Here is a 19,046-nt window from a genome sequence, read left to right on the forward strand (position 1 = left end):
CAGGAGCGGCCTTTCACACGGAGTCGATGAACGTGGTGTCGACGAAGTCGGTGACCGGCCGCTTGGTGTCCTTGATCATTCCGGACTTGCGCATCAGCTCGATCCCGCTCTCCCAGACGGCGGTGTCCATCGACAGGAAGTCACCGTTCTTGGCGGTGCTGACCTTGACCTCGGCGGCGACCTTCGCGGCGGCCAGCGCCTTGTCGGAGACCTCGATCTCGTTGAGCACGCCCACGGCCTCCAGCACCTTGTCGGTGTTGGCGGTGTCCGCCATGAACTTCCACGCCTTGCGGCAGGCCCGCAGGAAGCTGGTGATCGCCTCGCCCTCGGCCTGCGCGGTCTCCCTGGTGACGAAGTAGGAGTCGCCGGGGAGCGGCGCGAACAGGTCGGTGTTCAGGTAGTTCAGCTCGATGTTGCGCTGCCTGAAGGCCGTCTCGGAACCGATGAAGGTGATGAAGCCGTCCACCTCGCCCCGGTTGAGGAACTCCAGCGAGCCGACGTCGGCGCCGGTGACGACCTTCTTCACCTTCGTGGGGTCGAGCCCCGCGGCGACCGACATCGCGTCGAGCAGCAACTCGGTGGTGCCGCCCTTGGAGATGACGCCGATGGTCTTGCCCTGCCACTGCTCGGGGCTGGTCAGCGGCTTGTCCGGCAGGGACGCGACGCTGTACTGGCTGACCTGGTCCTTCTGGCCGACCGTGACGATCGGGGTGTCCTGGTCGGCGATGAGCGGGCAGGTGATGACGGAGGCGGCCTTGCCGAACATGGCCTGCTTGCCCGCCACCTGGGAGACGGAGCTCGCCGTGCCGGTGCCGCCGATCGACGTGATCAGCAGGCCCTCCTCGGCGAAGAACCCCTGGGCCTGGGCGACGTACACGTCGGAGTGGGCGATGATGTGCTGGAACGGGGTCATGTAGACGAGGTTGCGCAGCTGCTCACCCGAAGGGCCGGTGCTGGCGGCGGTGTCCCCGCCGGAGCCGTCCGACGAGCACCCGATGAGGAACTGGCTTCCGGTGGCGGTGGCGACGAGCAACCCGGCCCCACGGAGGAAGTTGCGGCGGTCCATGTAGGTGTTCCTGTTCTAGAGAGACGTGGGACGGCCGGACGACTCGTGCCAGGGGATCGCGAACCTCCGGATGGCCGCGGTGACGGCGTAGAGGAGGAAACCGAGCACCGTCATCACGATCACGACCGCGAAGAGCATGTCGGTGCGGAGACCGGCCAGCATCATCGTCGCGAGGGCACCCAGGCCCTCGTCGCCACCGAGGTACTCGCCGACGACGGCGCCGGTGATGGCGAAGACGATGCCCAGCTCCACGCCGGTGAGCACGTAGGGCAGCGAGGACGGGATGTCCAGGGAGATCACACGCTTCCACCAGGGTGCCTGGATGACGCGCATGAGATCGCGGTGACCGGGTTCGATCGACCGGATCCCGAGGATCGTGTTCTGCATCATCACGAAGAACGCGATGATCGCCGCCATGAAGATCTTGGATGTGGGTCCGAAACCGAACCACAGAAGGAACAGCGGGACGATGGCCACCTTCGGTACGACCTGGGTGGCGATGAGGAACGGCGACAGGACCCGTTCCAGTCTGCGTGCCTTGCCGAGGATGATGCCCAGGGCCACCCCGACGACGGCGGCGAGGGCGAACCCGACCAGCGTCTCGTAGAGGGTGACCTTGATCGCCTCGTAGATGAGCGAGCCCTGCATCAGCTCGACCAGGGCCGCGCCGACCGTCTCGGGCGGGGGAAGCATCAGCTCTCCGACGCCGAACAGCACGGTGTAGGCCTTCCACGCCCCGATGAAGACCAGAAGCAGCAGAGGGGTGGTGATCCACAGCATCAACGAGGAATCGGTCCACTTACGTCGAGGCGCGCGGGGCCGCATCTCCTCCGAAGTGCGGACTGAGGTCGACATGTGCTGCCCTCCAGGCTCCCGGTGTATCGCTGGGCGGAACGCCGTACCGGATACCGTGATGCTAGGCGCGCCACCAAAAGCAGGTCAAGGGATCCATCACTGTTTTTCGAGTTTGTAACACGCAGGGGCGATTTGCCGCTTTTATCACCATATCTGAGGGTGACCGGTGCACAATCGATCGCTACACAGAGTGATATCAGCAGGTAAAAGAGCCGCCGTCACATCGACGGCGGGCGCCTGTCCGGGCTTTCGGTCAGTCGGCCCTCAGGGGCGGTCGGCCCGAACGGTGAGCCGGTCCCGAGGATCAACCGCGTTCCGCTCAGGAAACCGGGCGGCGAAGCCGGGAAGGCGACGGAGCCAAGGGCGGTGAGACCAAGGAGGGCAGGAGGACAGCGAAGCGGGGAAGGCAGTGAAGCGGGGAAGGCAGTGAAGCCAGGGGCGGTGAGGCCAGGAGGGCAGCGAAGCCAGGAAGGTCGCGAGGTAGGGAGATGGAGCCAGGAAGGCGGCGAGGTCAGGAGGAACGGTAACCGAGCTGGCGGGAGACCTCGGTGGCGGCCTCGTGGACGAGGCGGCCGTACTCCTCGATGTTGCCGACGCTGAGCCGGCTCACCGGCCCGCAGACCGAGATCGAGCCGTAAACCCGGCCGGTCGCCTCGTGGACCGCCGCCGCGACCGACGCCGCCCCCTGCTGGCGCTCGCCGAGGCTCACGGCGTAACCGCGCTGCCGGATGGTCTCCAGCTCGTCGGCGAGCCGGACCGGGTCCTGGATCGTGATCCCGGTCAGCGCCTCAAGCGGCTGCGAGGACAGGTAACCGCGGATCTCCTCGGCCTCCATCGCGGCCAGGATCGCCTTCGACGACCCGCCGGCGTGGAGCGGGTAGAGCCGCCCGAGCTGCACCGACATGCGGATCTCCTGCGGTGAGAGCACCTGGGTGAGATACATGCGCTGGGTGCCGTACCGCACCGAGAGGGTCGCGGTCTCCTTGGTGTGGGCGACCAGCCGTTCGAGGTAGGGCTGGGCGATCCTCGGCACCTCCATCTGCGCCATCGCCGCCAGGCCCACGCTCACCGCGCCGGGCCCCAGGCGGTAACGCCGGGTGCGCTCGTCGAAGGAGAAGAAGTCGGCCGCCACGAGGGTGCGGACCACCCGGTGGACCACCGCCTTGCTCAGCCCGAGCGACCTGGCCAGCTCGGAGACGCCGATGTCGGGCTCCTTCGCCGCCGCGACCGCGAAGATCACCTGCAGTGCCCTCTCGACACCGCTGCTGGTCTGCCCGTCGTCGGCAGGGGTCCCGTTCGCCGTACTCTCCTCCGCCCGCACAAGCTCAGAGCATAGCCCGCCCCCGGGTCGTCCGGCCTCACCCATCCCTGATACAAATGTCCGGATGGCGAAGACTTCCCTGGTGGTGGGGGGTGCGGGTGGCATCGGCCGCGCCTGCGCCGACCGCCTGCGCGCCCTCGGCCACGACCTGATCGTCATCGACAGAGCCCTCGGCCACGACGCGAGCGCCCCCTCCTCGGTACGTGAGGCACTCGGTGACACCCCGATCCTGGACAACGTCGTCCACGCCGCCGGCTCCGTCGGCGAGGGCAGCATCGAGGACCTCGACCTGGCCCAGTGGCGCCGGGTGCTCGACGACAACCTGACCTCCGCCCTCGTCGTCACCCAGGCGGTGCTCCCCCTGATGGGCGAGGGTGGCTCGGTCGTCCTGTTCAGCTCGGTCAACGGCCGCCACGGCGGCAACCGCCTGTCAGGCCCCGCCTACGCCACCGCGAAGGCCGGGCTGATCGGCCTCACCCGCCACCTGGCCAAGGACCAGGCGGCGAGGGGGATCCGGGTGAACGCGGTGGCCCCCGGCCCGGTGGCGACCCCGATGCTGACCCGCCTGTCCGAGGAGGAGATGGACGCCCTGCGACGCCAGATCCCCCTCGGCCGGGTGACCAGCCCCGAGGAGATCGCCGGCACGGTCGAGTGGTTGTGCTCCCCCTCCGCCGCCTCGGTCACCGGGGCGGTGATCGACGTCAACGGCGGCATGTGGATGGGCTAGCCCCGTACGGGGACGGGGCTCACCAGTCGTAGAAGCCCCTACCCGTCTTGCGCCCGAGGTGTCCCGCGGCGACCAGTTCGCGCAGGATGCGGGGAGGTTCGAAGCGCGCCCCCAGTTCGCGGGCGAGGTGTTCGGCGATGGCGAGCCGGACGTCGAGTCCGACGACGTCGGTCGTCTTCAGGGGGCCCAGGGGGTGCTTGTAGCCGAGCGTCATCGCCGTGTCGATGTCTTCCGCCGACGCGACCCCCTCCTCCAGCATCCGCATCGCCTCCAGGGCGAGGGCCACCCCCAGCCGGCTGCTCGCGAAACCCGGCGAGTCGCTCACCGTGATCGCGGTCTTGCCGAGGGCGGTCACCCAGGTCTGCGCGTCCGCGACGAGGTCCCGTGAGGTCTTGGTGCCGACGACGACCTCCACCAGCTCACTGGCCGGTACGGGGTTGAAGAAGTGCAGGCCGACGAAGCGCTCCGGCCGGGCCAGCTCCCTGGCCAGGTCGTCGATCGACAGGCTGGAGGTGTTGGTGGCGAGCACGGCGTCCGCCGCGACCTCCTCCACGTCGCGCAGCACCCGCCGCTTGAGGTCGGGATCCTCGGGGACCGCCTCGATCACCAGGGCACACGCCCCCAGCGGGGTGCGGTCGGTGGTGACGACCAGCCGTGAGAGGAGCTCGGTCGCGGGCGCGGGGAGTTTCCCCCTTCGCTCGGCGTTCGCCACGCTGCCCTCCACCCGCTCACGGGCGGCCCGCACGGTGTCGTCCGAGGTCTCGACGATCCGCACGTCGGCGCCTGCCAGCAGGAACGCGTGCGCGATGCCCGCGCCCATCCGCCCGCCTCCGTACACCCCCACCGTCGACGGAGCGCTGGTGGACCGCATCATGACCACTTCCCTGTGTCGGTGACGTTTTCCAGTACGACGGCGAGGGCCTGTCCCACGCCGATGCAGATGGCCGCGACGCCCCAGCGCTCCCCTTCCGAGGCGAGGCGCCGGGCGAGCGTGCCGAGGACGCGCGCGCCCGAGGCCCCGAGCGGGTGCCCGATCGCGATCGCGCCGCCCTTGGTGTTGACGATGTCGGGGTCGATCTTCCAGGCGTCGACGCAGGCGAGTGACTGCGCGGCGAAGGCCTCGTTGAGCTCGACCGCGCCGACGTCGGACCAGCCGATCCCCGCCCTCGCCAGGGCGACCCCTGCCGCCTCGACCGGTGCGAATCCGAAGTCCTGCGGATCCAGCGCGTGCACTCCCCGGCCCGCGAAGCGGGCCACCGGGTCGGAGCCGATGAGCGATCCGGCCTCCTCCGACCCGACGACCAGGGCGGCCGCCCCGTCGCTGAGCGGGGACGCGTTGCCCGCCGTGATGGACCCGCCGGGCCTGAACGAGGGTTTCAACCCGGCCAGCGTCTCGGGGGACGAGCCGGGTCTGATGCCTTCGTCCCTGTGCAGCCCGGTGTTCTCGATCGGAACGACCAGATCGTCGTAGAACCCGTCCTCCCAGGCGGCGTGGGCGAGCCGGTGCGAGCGCGCCGCGAACTCGTCCTGCCGCTCGCGGGTGATGCCGTACCTGTCGGCCAGCTGCTCGTTGCACTCACCCAGGGAGATCGTCCACTCCTTCGGCATACGCGCGTTGACCAGCCGCCACCCCAGCGTCGTGGAGACCGCGCTGAGGTCACCCGCGGGATAGCCGCGCCTGGGCTTGGGGAGCACCCACGGCGCCCGCGTCATCGACTCGGCACCGCCGGCCACGACGACCTCGGCGTCACCCGCCTCGATCATCCGGGACGCCGTCATCGCCGCGTCCAGCGACGAGCCGCAGAGCCGGTTCACCGTCGAGCCGGGCACCGAGGTGGGCAGCCCGGCGAGCAACACCGCCATGCGCGCGACGTTGCGGTTGTCCTCACCGGCGCCGTTGGCGTTGCCGTAGATCACATCGTCGATCAGCGCGGGATCCAGCGCCGGCACCGTGTCGAGCACCCCCGTGAGCGCGGCCGCGGCCAGGTCGTCGGGACGCACCTCGGCGAGGGCGCCGCCAAAACGGCCGAACGGCGTACGGACGGCGGCGTAGAGAAACGAGGTGGTCACCCGTGGAGTCCTTCCTTCATGGTGCGAACGTGGTGCGGGCCCGGTTTCCGGTCCGGTACGAGTCCGGAAACCGGGTCCGGTTTCGGTCCCGGCGCGATCCCGGTCGCGGGTCTGGCGCGATCCCGGTCGCGGGTCTGGCGCGGGTCCGGTCGCGGACCCGGCGCGAGGCGCCGGGCGCGCGGATCGGCGTGGCCGGATCGCGGGCGAGGCTCAGCCCAGGCCCGTCGTCAACACGACCTTGCCCTTGACCCGGCCCTCCTTGACGTACTGCAGGGCGTCGCCGGCCTTCTGGAGCGGGAACGTCGTGTCGACCGCCGCGTCGACCTTCCCGTCGACGAACAACCGGAACACCTCGGCCATGGTCGAGCGCATCAGTTCCGGCATCCGGTCGCGGTAGTCGCTGCTCTGGAGTCCCACGATGCTGATGCTCTTCACCAGGATGTGTCCGGGCTTGATGGGGTTCTGACCACCCGAGGCGAATCCGACGATCACGATGCGGCCCTCCCAGGCGGTCGCCCGGATGATCTGGGTGAGAAAGTCACCGCCGAGCATCTCGAGGACCACGTCGACGCCCCTGCCGTCGGTGGCCGCCAGCAGGTCGTCGCGCAACGTCTCCGGGGTGGAGGTGAGCACGACGTCCGCACCCTGCCGACGGGCCAGCTCCGCCTTCGCGTCGTCCTGGGCCAGCGCGATCACCCGCGCGCCGTACGCCTTGGCGAGCTGGACGCCGGCGGAACCGACGCCTCCGCCCGCGCCGGTGACCAGAACGGTCTCCCCCGGCTTCATCCGGCCTCGGCGCAGCAGCCCGAAGTAGGCGGTGGAGTAGACGAGGCCGGAGGCGGCCGCCGACTCGTAGGACATCGCGTCGGGCAACTCCATGACCAGTTCCTCGGGGACGCGCAGCTGCTCGGCGTAGCCACCGAACTCGACCAGCGCGAGGACACGCTGGCCGACCCGGAGTCGTTCGACGCCCGCACCGACCGCCTTGACGCGTCCCGCCGCCTCCTTGCCGGGGCTGAAGGGCCGTTCCGGCAGGTTCTGGTATTTGCCCTCGACGACGAGAATGTCGGGGAAGTTGACGCTGACGGCACCGACCTCGATCACGACCTCGCCCGGACCCGGTACCGGGTCGGGTACGTCTTCGACGACGAGGCTGGTCGGGGGGCCGAACTCCTTGACGAGTGCAGCGCGCATGGATGTCTCCTTCGGTTGGTCGGGCGTCAGGACCAGGGCGACTCTTCGCCCAGATCGGCGAGTGCGGGGTAGGGCACGGTGCCGGGTCCCTGACGTAGCGTCGGCGAGATGGGGCTGGGGAGGGTCGCGAACGAGTCCCGCGTTCCGGGTGCGGACACCCGCTGGGGCGCGTCGACGTCGACGAGGTTCGCCTCGACCGCCTCGTCCCACGTCGCGACGACGACGGTGCACACGTCCTCACCGTCGAGTACGGACCGCCAGTGGTCGGCGGACTCGGAGGCGAACCGTCCGGCCAACGCGCCGATCACGGCCCGCTCCTGGCCTCGGTCGTCGTGGAAGCTCGGGTCGAGCCCCACCAACTCGACCAGCCGGTCCCAGAACTTCTGCTCCAACGCCGCGCAGGCGACGTGACGGCCGTCCGCGGTCTCGTACACCTGGTAGCGCGGGCTGCCGCCGGTGAGGAGTTCGGCGCCGGGACGAGGCCAGCCCCCGCCCGCCTGGTGGGTGGCGAAGTAGCCGTACGCGAGGAGCTGCAGGTTGTGGGTGATCGAGATCTGCAGGTGGACCGGGTCACCGGTGACGTCCCGCTGTCGCAGGGCGAGCAGGATGTTGACGACCGCGGGGTAGGTGCCGCCGGCGATGTCGGCGAGCACGGTCACCGGCAGGCCGGGGGATCCGGTGCCGTCGACGGCCACCCCGAGCAGGGCGGACTCGGCGAGATAGTTCAGGTCGTGGCCCGCGCGGGTGGCCCGTGGGCCCGTCGGGCCGTACCCGCTGATGGAGCAGTAGACGACGTCGGGGTTCACCGCGCGCACGTGCTCGTACCCCAGGCCGAGCCGGTCGGCGACGCCCGGCCGGAACTGCTCGACCACGACGTCGGCCTCGGCGGCGAGTTCGAGCACGCGGTCCCGCTGGGCGGGGTCCTTGAAGTCCGCGGCGTACGCCCGTTTCCCCCGGTTGAGTACCGCGTAGTTCGCACTCGCCTCGCCGAAGCGCGGCTCATAAGTGCGCATCTCGTCCCCGCGGCCCGGCCGTTCGAGTTTGACGACGTCGGCGCCCGCGTCGGCCAGCATCAGGGTCGCGAGGGGTCCCGGCAGCAGGGTGGAGAGGTCCAGGACCTTCACTCCGTGCAGGGGGAGCCGAGGCCGCGAGGTCGGTACGGGGGGTGTCATGACGCCTCGGCCTCACGGAGCGGGCCCAGACCGACGAGGGTACGGGCGGTGAGAGCGGTGGCGGCCTGGGTGTCCGTCGCCGCGCGCAGCGAGACCGCGTCACGCAGGTGGCGTTCGACGGGGTACTCGGCCAGGTAGCCGTAGCCGCCGTGGGACTGCAGGGCCGCGGCGGCCACCTCGATCGCGGCGTCGCAGGCGTGGCGTACGGCGGCGAGCGTCCGCACCGAACCCTCGACGCCCCCGACGCCCCCGACGCCCCCGCCGCCGTTGTCCCCCCGGTCGCCCTCGCCGTCCCCGTCGCTCTCGTCCGCGGCGAACGCCATCGCCAGCGCCACCGAGGTCCGCATCGCCTGGTCGAGCAGCGACTGCCGCACGGTCGGCAGATCGGTGAGGGGTCCGCCGAACTGGTGGCGCTCCGCGGCGTAGGCGGCCGCGGCGTCGGCGGCGGCCCCGGCGATTCCCGCGGCGACCGCCGCGGCCCCCTGGCGCAGCCGGGTCCGCGCCGCGCCGACGTCGACGTTTCCCATCCGGTGAACCGCGCCCGCGGGAACGGTGTCCTTGAGCCGCACCGATCGTGTCAGGGCGCCGCCCAGCCCGGTCCGCTCCAGCGGCCGGGCGGTCATCGCCTCCGGTCCGACCAGCACCGCGGTGTCGTCGTCGCCGAGCAGCAGCAGGTAGGGGGCCTCGGCGGCCGGATCGATCCGGTCCACGGAACCGCTGAGCGCATCCGCCGACCAGTCCAGCCGCACCTGCGGCGACGTCGCGTCCACGACGGCGATCGCCACGGCGGCCGTGTGCACGGCGGCGACCACCTCGGCGAACCGGTCGTCGCCGCCGAGGACGTCGACCGCCGCGTGCGCCTGGGTGGCCGCCCAGCCGAGGGCCGGCCAGGCACGTCCCAGCCGCTCCATCGCCACGGCGGTGGTGAGGCGGCCGGCTCCGCCGCCGCCGTGCCGCTCGTCGGTACCGATGGTCCAGACGCCCAGTTCGGCGAGCTCGGTCGCGAGCCCGCCGACGACGTCCGCGTCGTCGGACAACACCACGTCGTGATCGGCGACGAAGGCGTCCAGCATCGCCACCAGGTCGCGCTGCTCCTCGTCGAGGGCGGGGCCGAACCGGCTCATCATGGTCCTTTCCGCGTGGAGATCCCTGCCGTGAGGTGCGGAGACGACGTCACGACCAGAAGCTTTCCGGGTCGGGCGCGCGACGCTCGCCGAACGAGTCGCTCAGCTCGTGGGCCTCACGGGTCTGCAGGTAGAAGGAGAGCTGCTGGTCGTGGGCCATCCGCGCCTGGCCGGAAACGCCGTTGTGGCGAGCCGAGAACGCGGCCTTCATACCGGCGATCGCCATCGGACCGCGGGAGGTGAGTGCGCGGGTCACCTCGGCGACCCGCTCGCGCAGCCGGTCGGCGGGCACCACCTCGTTGACCAGCCCCATCGCCAGCGCTTCCTCGGCGGAGTACTTCTGGTTGAGGTACCACATCTCCTTAGCCCGCTTGCGGCCGATGGTGTCCTCCAGATACCAGGATCCGTAACCGGCGTCGAAGCTGCCCACCATGGGCCCGACCTGCCGGAAGACCGCGTTCTCCGAGGCGATCGTGAGATCGCACACCGTGTGGAGCACGTTGCCTCCGCCGACGGCGAACCCGTTCACGGCGGCGACCACGGGCTTGGGGATGGTGTCGAGCGCCTGGTAGACGTCGACGATCGGCAGGACCTGCGACTGGTCCAGGGAGGTGACCGGGTCGTGCTCGCCTCCGATGCAGAAGAACTTCTCTCCAGCCCCGGTGAGGACCGCGGCGCGCAGGGCGGGGTCGAGGCGGAAGCGCTGGAGCGCGTCGAACAGCTCCAGGCAGGTCCGGTGGCGGAACTTGTTCCCCGCCTCCGGCCGGTTGATCGTGATCGTGACGACCGGGCCTTCGAGGTCGATGAGGATGTCCTCGTAGTGCGATGGTTTCATCGAGTCCTCTTCTCTCCGGCGCGGAAACCCTTGCCGTTCTTGGTGCCGAGCCGGCCGGCGGCGACCATCTGCCGCAGCAGCGGGGGCGGCGCGTAGCGGTCGTCGGAGGTGGCGGCGTACGCGTTCTCCGTGGCGTGCAGGTGCACGTCGAGGCCGATCATGTCGAGCATCTCCAGCGGGCCCGACCTGTAGCCCAGCCCCAGCTTGAGCGCCAGGTCGATGTCCTCGGCGGTGGCGAGCCCCTCGTCGTACTCCTGGATGACGTCGTTGAGGTACGGAAGGAGCAGCGCGTTGATCAGAAATCCTGGGCGGTCCTTCACGACGACGGGCTGCTTGCCGTCCAGGCTGTTCACGAGCGCGACGAGCCGGTCGACGAGGCCCTGGTCCGTCTGCAGGGCGCGGACCACCTCGACGGTGCGCATCACCGGCGCCGGGTTGAAGAAGTGCAGCCCGGCGACCCGCGCGGGGTTGGGCAGCAGGGCCGCGAGCTCGGTCACCGACAGCGCCGAGGTGTTGGTCACGATCGGGGTCTCGTCGCCGACGGCGAGAGCGGCGGCGGCGAGGACCTCGCGCTTGACCTCGAGGTTCTCGGTCACCGACTCGACGACGAGGTCCACGCCGGCCAGGTCGCCCGGCGACGTGACGGTGGTGATGCGGGCGAGTGCGGCCCGTTTCTCCTCGCCGCTCACCTTGCCGCGGGCCACGCCACCGTCGAGGAAGGCGCCGATCGCGGCGACGCCCGCCTCGGCCCGTGTCCGGTCGGCCTCCACGGCGACGACGTCGCGGCCGGACATGGCGAACACCTGGGCGATGCCGCCGCCCATGGTTCCCAGGCCAACCACTCCGATTCTGTGGAACTGGTTCATCGTCTGCCTCCTTCAGGATCCGAAGAGCCGGGTGTCGTCGTACTCGTAGAAGCCACGACCGGTCTTGCGACCGAGGTCGCCGGCCGCGACCATCCGCTCGACCATCGGCGGCGGGAAGAAGCGCGGGTCGCGCAGTTGCTCGTACAGCCGCGTCGCGACCTGCTGGTGGATGTCGAGGCCGACGATGTCGAGCAGCCGGAAGGGGCCCATGGGGTGGCCGACGGCGCCGAGCACCGCGGCGTCGATGTCCTCCTTGGTGGCCACGCCCGCCTCGAGCGCCCGGATGCACGAGTTCTCCCACGGGATGAGGAACCTGTTCACGATGAACCCGGGGCTGTCCTTGGTGACGACGCTCACCTTGCCGAGGGAGCCGAGGAACTCCTCGGTCGCCCTGTGCGCCCAGCCGGCGGTGTGCCGTCCGTCGGCCACCTCGACGAGTTTCATCAGCGGCGCGGGGTTGCAGTAGTGGGTGCCGACGACCCGTTCCGGCCGGCGTGACCCGGACGCGATGCCGGTGACCGAGAGCGTCGAGGTGTTGGTGTGGAACAGCGTCGAGTCCGACACGATCTCGTCGAGGCGGCCGAACATCTCCTTCTTCACCCGCAGGTCTTCGAAGACCGCCTCGACCACCACGTCGCAGGGCGCCAGGTCGGTGAGGTCGGTGCTGCCCACGAGGGCGTCCTTCGCCCTCCGCGCCGCTCCCTCGTCCATCTTGCCGAGCCGGACGCCCTTGTCGAAGAAGCCGTGCACGGTCTCGATGCCGCGTTTGAGGTTGTTCTCGTCGACGTCGAAGAGGATGGTCCGGTGCCCGGCTCGCGCCATCACGATGGCTATGCCGGAGCCCATGGTGCCGGCGCCGAGCACGGCGACGGTCTTGCTCTCGTTCCTCACGGGGTCTCCTCCTCGCTGTGGCCGGGGTTGTGGCTGCGGCCCGGGCCGGGGCCGGGGCCGGGGCTGGAACCGGGGCCGGGGCTGCGACCGGGGCTGGGGCCGGTCATCGGACGCTCTGGCCGCCGTCGACGACGATGACCTCTCCGGTCATGAAGTCCGAGGCGCTACCGGCGAGCAGCAGCAGCCACGGCCTGAGCTCGTCGGGCTCGCCGATGCGACGTGCCGGGATGGTTCGTACGACCTTCGCCAGGACGTCGGCGTCCTCGCGCATCCCGGCGTTGAGCGGGGTGGCGAAGTATCCCGGCGCGATCGCGTTGACCTGCACTCCCGAGCGCGCCCACTCGATCGCCATCGAGCGGGTGAACCCGATCACGGCCGCCTTGGAGGCCGAGTAGGCGGCGTGGTCGGCGACGCCCTGGAGCGCGAAGTTGGAGGCGATGTTGATGACCTTGCCCGCTCCCTGGGCCACCATGTGCCGGCCGGCCGCCCGGGTGGCGAGGAAGGTGCCGCGCAGGTTGGTCGCGACGACGCGGTCCCACTCGGCGGCCGGCTGGTCGAGCAACGGCGTGGAGGCGACGATCCCGGAGTTGTTGACGAGCACGTCGACGCGCCCGAAGGTCTCCACGGTCGCCGCGACCATGCGTTCCACCGCCGCCTCGTCGGTGATGTCGGTCGGGCAGGCGAGCGCCCGGCCTCCGGCGTTCCCGGCCTCCTCGACGAACGTGTCGAGCTCGGCGGCGGTGCGTGCCGCGACCGTCACCGAGGCTCCGGCGTCGACGAGCGCCGCCGCCATCGAGCGGCCGAGCCCGCGACCGGCTCCCGTGACGATCGCGACCTTGCCCTGCAGGTCGCTCATGTCGCTCCCTTCATCGAACGGGTGATCTCGCGGCCGATCAGAATTCGCTGGATCTCGTTCGTGCCGTCGTAGATCTGGGTCACCTTGGCGTCGCGCAGGCAGCGTTCGACGCCAAGGACCGCGAGGTCGCCGTAGGGCCCCAGGATCCGGGTGGCCTCGACCGCCGCGGCGAAGCCCAGGTCGGTGCACGCCTGCTTCATCATCCCGATCTGCCCGGTCGAGATGTCGTCGGCGGCGTCCGCCCGGCGGGCCACCGCGTGCAGGAGCAGCCTGCCCTGCAGGATGCGTCCGCGCAGGTCGGCGAGTGCGAAGACGTGCTCGTCCGGCAGGCGCGTCCCGTGTGTCCTGGTCAGGACGGCGAGTGTGCGCGCGTAGGCGGCTCTGGCCAGCCCGACGCCCTGCGCCGCCGCGCTGATCCGTGACTTCACGACCGAGTTCATGACCACGCGCCAGCCTTCGCCTTCCGCGCCCAGGCGGTGGTCGGCCGGGACGCGCACGTCGTCGAAGAAGAGTTCGGCGGTGCTTGAGCCGTGCATCCCCATCTTGTCGAACGGCCGGCCGGGGCGGACTCCGTCCCAGCCGGCGTCGACGACGAAGGCGCTGACGCCGTCGCGGCCGAGGGTCTTGTCGGTGGTCGCGAAGCAGACGATCACGCCGGCCCTGTCACCGGTGGTGATGAAGGTCTTGGAACCGTTGAGCAGGTAGCCGTCCCCGACGGGCCGGGCGGTGGTGCGCAGGCCGGACACGTCGCTGCCGGCGTTCGGCTCGGTGATGCCGAGCGCCCCGTACACCGACCCGTCGAGCAGGCCGGGAACGTGGCGCCGTGCCAGGTCGTCGCTTCCGGCGATCATGATGGGGTACGCCGCGTGGGTCTGCGTCATGAACACCAGGGACGTGGCGGCGCAGCCCGCGGTGATCTCCTCCATCGCGACGGCGTAGGCGACGTTGGTGTCCCCGGTTCCGCCCAGGCTCTCCGGGAAGATCAGCCCCATCAGGCCCGCCCGGGCGAGCGCCTGGACGCTGTCGTGCGCGAAGGCGTGGGTGCGGTCGAGGTCGTGGGCTCGCGGCGCCACCTCGCGGGAGACGACGTCCCGGGTGAGGGCGCGCACCTCCAGCTCCCTGTCGCTCAGTGCCACGTCGGCGACGGGTTCGTCGAGCCGCTCGTGAAGGGCCAGGTACGCCTTCGGGTCGGTGTCGAGGTCGAGTCGTGCCAGTCGTTCCGTGTTCACGCGGACTCCCCGGGGCTGGACGCGGGGTCGGTGAACCGGGGCGGCCGCCGCTCCAGGAAGGCGGTGATCCCCTCGTCGGACTCGGCGCCGGCGACGGCGAGTGCCGCCAGGCCGGTCTCCATCTGGAGTCCGGCGTCGAGCCCGGCGTCCCGGCCGCATTCGAGGGCGGTGAGGATGGAGCGGACCGCGATCGGCCCCTGGGCGGCGATCTTCTCCGCGAGTGCCGTCGCGGTGGACATGAGGTCGGCGGGGGCGACGGGAGGGATCGGGGTGAGTCCCAGTTGGTAGGCGCGTTGCGCGTCCAGCCGCGCTCCGGTGAGCATGAGGTGCGCGGCCGCGGGGGCGCCGATCGCGCGGGGCAGCCGCTGCGTGCCGCCGTACCCGGGCATCAGCCCGAGCCCGGACTCGGGCAGCCCGAGGGAGGCCCCGGTCGACAGGACCGGGAACGTCGAGGCGAGCACGAGCTCGAAGCCGCCGCCGAGCGCGACGCCGTTGACCGCCGCGATCACGGGTACGGTCGCCCGCTCGATGTCCCGCAGGATCCGCTGTCCGGTGCGGAGCGTCTCATGGGCGCGGTCCGCGCCCATCCCGGCGAGTTCCTTGAGGTCGGCGCCGGCGCAGAACGCCTTCTCACCGCTTCCCGTGACGACGACGGCGCGGACCGCGGGGTCGGCGTCGGCGTCGAGGACCGCGGCGCGCAGCCGGGACAGGACCTCGGCGTTGAGCGCGTTGTACGCCTCCGGCCGGTTGACGGTCACGATCGTGACCGGGCCGGTCCGCTCGACGAGGACGCTCTCGGACGGGGTCATGACGCGATCTCCGCTGCCTCCAGACCGACGACGCGGGCCGCCGCGAGCTCGTCGATCTGCTCCTGTGTGTATCCCAGATCCAGCAGGGTCGTCCGGGTGTCCGCCCCCAGCGCGGGGAACCGCTCGTTACGCGGTTTCTCCTGCGAGGCGAGGCGGAACGGGCTGCGAACGCTGACGAGGTCGTCGTGGCCCCCCGGGACGGGAAGGATCGCGCCGCGCGCCACGACCTGGGGGTCCTTCGTGACCTCGGAGAGGGTCTGCACCAGCGCGGCCGGCACCTCGACGTCGGCGAGCAGCCGGAGCCACTCCGCCGCGGGCCGCGTGGCGAGTCGCCGCGCGACCAGTTCGGTGATCCGTGAGCGGTCGGCACGGCGGCTCGCGTTGTCCGACAGCCCCGGATCGGCGCCCAGCTCGGGAAGCTCGATGGCGTCGCAGAACCGCTGCCACATGGAGTCGTTGCCGATCGCGATCACGATGGTCCGGTCGGCGGCCTCGAAGGGCTGGTACATGGCGAGGACCGAATCGGTGCCGCCGCTGGGCGCCGGTTCCGGCTCGCCGGCGAGGAACGCGGCGACCCGCGGCGCCATCAGGGCGAGGTCGGTGTCGAGCAGGGACACGTCGATGGCGTCGCCCTGTCCGGTACGGCACTGACGGACCAGTGCCGCGTTGACGGCGATCGCCGCGGCCATCCCCGTCGCCACGTCGGAGAGCGCGGTCGAGACGCGCTGGGGTGCCCCGCCCTTCTCCCCGGTGACCGACATCAGCCCGGACCGCGCCTGGGCGACGAGGTCGTATCCGGGCAGGTCGCTGTCGGGGCCGGTGAGGCCGAACCCGGACATGGCGCAGTACACCAACCGGGGGTTGCGGCGCCGGAGGGTCTCACCGTCGATCCCGATGCGGCTGAGCTTCGCGGGGTTCATGTTCTGCAGGAAGACGTCCGCGGTGTCGAGCAGCCGCAGGAGCACCTCGCGCCCCTCGGGCGCGCTGAGGTTGAGGACGACCGACCGCTTGTTGCGATTGGCGGAGGCGAACCACGCCGAGACCCCGTCGACGAACGGCGGGCCCCAGGACCGGGCGTCGTCCCCGCTGCCGGGGCGCTCAACCTTGATCACTGTCGCGCCGAGGTCGGCGAGGTACATCGCGGCGGTGGGGCCGGCGTAGGAGGTGGTCATGTCGACCACGCGCACGCCGTCGAGAGGCCCCGACGGCTCGTCCACAGGCCCACTGCTGGTGTCCAATGAAATCACCTACTAATAATGTTGGACATTTATCGATTGGTCAACACCGTCTGGTTTGTCCTCATAGAGCTCAGGAGGCGTCGGAAGATCCGGCCGACGGCAGGGCCGGCGTCAGGACGGCGACCCCGGACAGGACCGGACGGTCGGACTGGCGGGCCTCGACGCGTACGGACTCCCGGCTGTCACCGCGCTCGAACCGCACCCGGATGGGCGCTCCCGGCAGCATCGGCGCCTGGAACCGGCACTCGAACGAGGCGAGACGGCCTCCGTGTCCGTCCGCGTGACGCCCGAGGTAGGTGGCCACGTATCCGTAGACGTACATGCCGTGCAGGATCACACCGGGCAGGCCGACGCGGCTCGCCACCGCCTCGTCGAGGTGCACGGCACTGTGGTCCCGAGAGACCCGCGCGTAGTCGCGCGGCACGTCGGCGGCCGGCTCCCACACGAGAGGAGCGGGCACGGGGACCTCACCCATGACGCAGAGCCTGGGTGCTGGTGCCGCGCAGGCACATCCGGCCGTCTTCGGTGAAGGACTCGGTCTCCACATCGAAGAAGACGGCGCGCGCGCCTTCCTTGATACGGCCGATCCAGGCTCGGGTCTCGATCGAGGCGCCCACCGCGATGGGCGCGTGCCACGTCAGGGACTGCGCCGCGTGGACGTTGTGGTCGAACGGCAGGTCGAGGCGGTGATCGTGCAGTACGCCGAGTACGGCGCGCATCGTGAGAGCGACGGCCAGGCCGGGCGGCACCTCCCGAGTGCCGGTGAGGTCTTCCCCGCCGTGGCCACCGGCGTCGGCGCGGTCCCCCCTGCCATGGTCACCGACATCGGCGGAATCCTCCCCGCCGTGGTCACCGGCACCGGCGCGGTCCTCCCCGCCGTGGTCGCCGACGTCGGGACCGTCCGGCGGGGTGCCGCCGGTCACCCCTTCCTTCTCGCGGTCGCCGAAAACGGATCGGCCGGCCGGAACGTCGCAGAGGCGGGCGTGGCCGAGCGCGTCGGCGGGCTCGATGATCTCGCGGGTCCGCCACGACTCCTGGCGCTCACGCAGCGCGGCGAGCCGGGCGAGCACCGGAGCGGGGTCCCAGGTCACCGTCATTGGGGCGCCGTCTCCACCAGTGCCAGCCGCTGACGGAGCTCGACCTTGCGGATCTTCCCGCTGGGCGTCTTGGGCAGACTCGGCACCAGCACCAGGCGCTCCGGCAGGAAGTGCCTGGACACGCCGCTGTCGAGCAGGTGCCGGTTGAGCTCGTCCAGGGTCAGATCATCGGTGCGGGAGTGCACCACGGCGCAGGCCCGCTCGCCGAGACGCTCGTCGGGGACACCGACGACGGCCACGTCGACGACGTCGGGGTGGGTGTAGAGCACGCTTTCCACCGCGACCACCGGGATGTTCTCCCCACCGCGGATGACGATGTCCTTGCTGCGCCCTTCGAGGTAGACCAGCTGGTTCTCGTCGATGCGGGCGGTGTCGCCGGTGTCGAACCAGCCCTCCGCGTCGATCTCCTCGCGGGTCCTGTCGGGCAGGCCCTGGTAACCCAGGAAGAGTCCCGCGCTGCGAACCTGCATCCGTCCCGGCGTGTCGGCGGCCACGGGCTCGCCGTCCGTCCCGACGATGCGGACTCCGACGCCGGGCACCGCCCGGCCGTCGCTCGCGAGCTCAGGGTCGGACATACCGGGCCGGCAGGAGACCCCGATCCCGATCTCGGTCATTCCCCACGCGGAGCCCACCCAGCAGCCGAAGGCGCTGCGCCCGGCACCGGGAAGCGCACGCGGGACCGGCGATCCCGTCGTGATGACGGCGCGCAGCGCGCAGCGCGGGTCACCGACGAGGTCGGTGGTGAGCAGGTCCTGGAGGAACGTCGGGGCACCGAAGAACACCGTGGCCCCTTCCTCGCGCAGGAAGGTCGCGGCCGTCGCCGGGCTCCACTTCTCCAGGTAGACGGCCGTCCCCCTGAGGTAGGCGGTCATCAGGACTCCCCACAGGAAGCCGCTGTGGTGGCCGACGGGTGAGACCACGGCGTTCACCATCGGGGCGCCGAGGTTCTCCGCCCCGAAGTAGGCCAGCCAGTTCCGAAGCACCGCGATCAGGGTCTGGTTGGTGTTCATCACCCCCTTGGGGGCGCCCGTCGTACCGGAGGTGAAACCGATGTGGCACAGGCCGCGGGGGTCCACGTCCGGGAGTCGCGCGCCGTCGGCGGCCGGGGCGGCCAGATCCCCGAGCGCGATCTCGCCCTCGCCCCTGCCCGAGTCTCCGCGCACGACGACCAGCGGCGCCGCCTCTCCGTACGAGGCTCGTACGACCTCCAGCGGGGTGGCGCTCGCGACCCGTTCCTGCGTCACCACCACCTTCGCGCCGGTCGAGGCGAGGATGTGGCGGACCTCCTTGGTGCCGTAGGCGACCGGGATACCGGTGTAGACGGCGCCGGCGCGGTTGATGGCGAAGATGAGCGCGGCGAACTCGATGCAGTTCGGCAGCATGACCACGACGGAGTCACCCTCGGTGACTCCCCGGGCCCGCAGGCCCACGGCGAGATCGGTGACGTAGGCGTCGAGCTCGGCGTAGGTCATCGCGCGGCGGCTTCCCCCCGGCCCGGCGGAGTCGACCGCCGCGGTCAGCTCGGGGTGTGCGACGGCCGCGTCGGTGAGCAGGGAGGTCAGCGTCTGTGAGGTCCACTGGCCGCCGGTCTCGTAGGTGGTCGCGAGATCCCGGGTCAGCCTGCTGTCCGGGCGGATGCCCGGGTGCTCGCCCGCGGCGGGTGTGTTCTGCGAACTCACGATGCGCTCCTCATTGG

General features: G+C 71.0%; 19 protein-coding genes. 1 reads left to right on the forward strand and 18 read right to left on the reverse strand.

Annotated features, from left to right (window positions below; translation table 11 throughout):
- Nucleotides 1-13: 13 nt before the first annotated feature.
- The 3 genes from ACFY3D_RS14480 to ACFY3D_RS14490 form a co-directional block, all read right to left on the reverse strand.
- On the reverse strand, nucleotides 14-1,066 hold the full coding sequence (locus ACFY3D_RS14480) for an ABC transporter substrate-binding protein (protein ID WP_389979307.1): 1,053 nt from the start codon (nucleotides 1,064-1,066) through the stop codon (nucleotides 14-16).
- Between the two features lie 15 nt (nucleotides 1,067-1,081).
- Complete coding sequence (locus tag ACFY3D_RS14485) at nucleotides 1,082-1,921, reverse strand: ABC transporter permease (RefSeq protein ID WP_350945425.1); 840 nt, start codon at nucleotides 1,919-1,921, stop codon at nucleotides 1,082-1,084.
- A gap of 511 nt (nucleotides 1,922-2,432) precedes the next feature.
- Nucleotides 2,433-3,242, reverse strand: coding sequence for an IclR family transcriptional regulator (locus ACFY3D_RS14490; protein WP_389979309.1), 810 nt, complete (start codon nucleotides 3,240-3,242; stop codon nucleotides 2,433-2,435).
- Between the two features lie 64 nt (nucleotides 3,243-3,306).
- Between ACFY3D_RS14490 and ACFY3D_RS14495 the strand changes: the two genes are divergently transcribed.
- On the forward strand, nucleotides 3,307-3,969 hold the full coding sequence (locus ACFY3D_RS14495) for an SDR family NAD(P)-dependent oxidoreductase (RefSeq protein WP_389979312.1): 663 nt from the start codon (nucleotides 3,307-3,309) through the stop codon (nucleotides 3,967-3,969).
- A gap of 19 nt (nucleotides 3,970-3,988) precedes the next feature.
- Here ACFY3D_RS14495 and ACFY3D_RS14500 read toward each other — a convergent pair whose 3' ends face one another.
- From ACFY3D_RS14500 to ACFY3D_RS14570, 15 genes are all read right to left on the reverse strand, one after another.
- On the reverse strand, nucleotides 3,989-4,843 hold the full coding sequence (locus tag ACFY3D_RS14500) for a 3-hydroxyacyl-CoA dehydrogenase family protein (RefSeq protein ID WP_389979315.1): 855 nt from the start codon (nucleotides 4,841-4,843) through the stop codon (nucleotides 3,989-3,991).
- The gene (locus ACFY3D_RS14505) at nucleotides 4,840-6,039 is read right to left on the reverse strand and encodes a thiolase family protein (RefSeq protein ID WP_389979318.1); all 1,200 of its coding nucleotides are present in this window, start codon (nucleotides 6,037-6,039) and stop codon (nucleotides 4,840-4,842) included. The genes ACFY3D_RS14500 and ACFY3D_RS14505 overlap by 4 nt, the downstream gene beginning before the upstream one ends.
- A gap of 210 nt (nucleotides 6,040-6,249) precedes the next feature.
- Nucleotides 6,250-7,233, reverse strand: coding sequence for an NADPH:quinone oxidoreductase family protein (locus ACFY3D_RS14510; protein ID WP_389779095.1), 984 nt, complete (start codon nucleotides 7,231-7,233; stop codon nucleotides 6,250-6,252).
- Between the two features lie 26 nt (nucleotides 7,234-7,259).
- The gene (locus tag ACFY3D_RS14515; RefSeq protein ID WP_389979321.1) at nucleotides 7,260-8,357 is read right to left on the reverse strand and encodes a CaiB/BaiF CoA transferase family protein; all 1,098 of its coding nucleotides are present in this window, start codon (nucleotides 8,355-8,357) and stop codon (nucleotides 7,260-7,262) included.
- 44 nt (nucleotides 8,358-8,401) lie between these two features.
- Nucleotides 8,402-9,529, reverse strand: a complete 1,128-nt coding sequence (locus ACFY3D_RS14520; RefSeq protein ID WP_389979324.1) for an acyl-CoA dehydrogenase family protein — start codon at nucleotides 9,527-9,529, stop codon at nucleotides 8,402-8,404.
- A 49-nt stretch (nucleotides 9,530-9,578) separates the two neighbouring features.
- Nucleotides 9,579-10,364 (reverse strand): enoyl-CoA hydratase-related protein, encoded by a 786-nt coding sequence (locus ACFY3D_RS14525; RefSeq protein ID WP_350945433.1) that lies wholly within the window; start codon nucleotides 10,362-10,364, stop codon nucleotides 9,579-9,581.
- Nucleotides 10,361-11,230 (reverse strand): 3-hydroxyacyl-CoA dehydrogenase family protein, encoded by an 870-nt coding sequence (locus ACFY3D_RS14530; RefSeq protein ID WP_389779088.1) that lies wholly within the window; start codon nucleotides 11,228-11,230, stop codon nucleotides 10,361-10,363. The genes ACFY3D_RS14525 and ACFY3D_RS14530 overlap by 4 nt, the downstream gene beginning before the upstream one ends.
- Nucleotides 11,231-11,242: 12 nt before the next feature.
- On the reverse strand, nucleotides 11,243-12,121 hold the full coding sequence (locus tag ACFY3D_RS14535) for a 3-hydroxyacyl-CoA dehydrogenase family protein (protein WP_350945435.1): 879 nt from the start codon (nucleotides 12,119-12,121) through the stop codon (nucleotides 11,243-11,245).
- A gap of 103 nt (nucleotides 12,122-12,224) precedes the next feature.
- Nucleotides 12,225-12,977, reverse strand: a complete 753-nt coding sequence (locus tag ACFY3D_RS14540) for a glucose 1-dehydrogenase (protein WP_362903696.1) — start codon at nucleotides 12,975-12,977, stop codon at nucleotides 12,225-12,227.
- Nucleotides 12,974-14,206, reverse strand: coding sequence for an acyl-CoA dehydrogenase family protein (locus tag ACFY3D_RS14545; RefSeq protein WP_389979327.1), 1,233 nt, complete (start codon nucleotides 14,204-14,206; stop codon nucleotides 12,974-12,976). Before ACFY3D_RS14545 ends, ACFY3D_RS14540 begins: the two co-directional genes overlap by 4 nt.
- Entirely contained in the window at nucleotides 14,203-15,015 is an 813-nt protein-coding gene (locus ACFY3D_RS14550; protein WP_389979330.1) for an enoyl-CoA hydratase/isomerase family protein, read from the reverse strand. Before ACFY3D_RS14550 ends, ACFY3D_RS14545 begins: the two co-directional genes overlap by 4 nt.
- The gene (locus tag ACFY3D_RS14555; protein ID WP_362924790.1) at nucleotides 15,012-16,262 is read right to left on the reverse strand and encodes a CoA transferase; all 1,251 of its coding nucleotides are present in this window, start codon (nucleotides 16,260-16,262) and stop codon (nucleotides 15,012-15,014) included. The genes ACFY3D_RS14550 and ACFY3D_RS14555 overlap by 4 nt, the downstream gene beginning before the upstream one ends.
- A 61-nt stretch (nucleotides 16,263-16,323) precedes the next feature.
- Nucleotides 16,324-16,728, reverse strand: a complete 405-nt coding sequence (locus tag ACFY3D_RS14560; protein WP_389979333.1) for a MaoC family dehydratase — start codon at nucleotides 16,726-16,728, stop codon at nucleotides 16,324-16,326.
- The gene (locus ACFY3D_RS14565) at nucleotides 16,721-17,350 is read right to left on the reverse strand and encodes a MaoC family dehydratase N-terminal domain-containing protein (RefSeq protein ID WP_389979336.1); all 630 of its coding nucleotides are present in this window, start codon (nucleotides 17,348-17,350) and stop codon (nucleotides 16,721-16,723) included. The genes ACFY3D_RS14560 and ACFY3D_RS14565 overlap by 8 nt, the downstream gene beginning before the upstream one ends.
- The gene (locus ACFY3D_RS14570; RefSeq protein WP_389979339.1) at nucleotides 17,347-19,029 is read right to left on the reverse strand and encodes an AMP-binding protein; all 1,683 of its coding nucleotides are present in this window, start codon (nucleotides 19,027-19,029) and stop codon (nucleotides 17,347-17,349) included. Before ACFY3D_RS14570 ends, ACFY3D_RS14565 begins: the two co-directional genes overlap by 4 nt.
- Nucleotides 19,030-19,046 lie beyond the last annotated feature (17 nt).

Origin of the sequence: Streptosporangium sp. NPDC000509 (assembly GCF_042898365.1) — a bacterium.
Lineage (GTDB): Bacteria > Actinomycetota > Actinomycetes > Streptosporangiales > Streptosporangiaceae > Streptosporangium.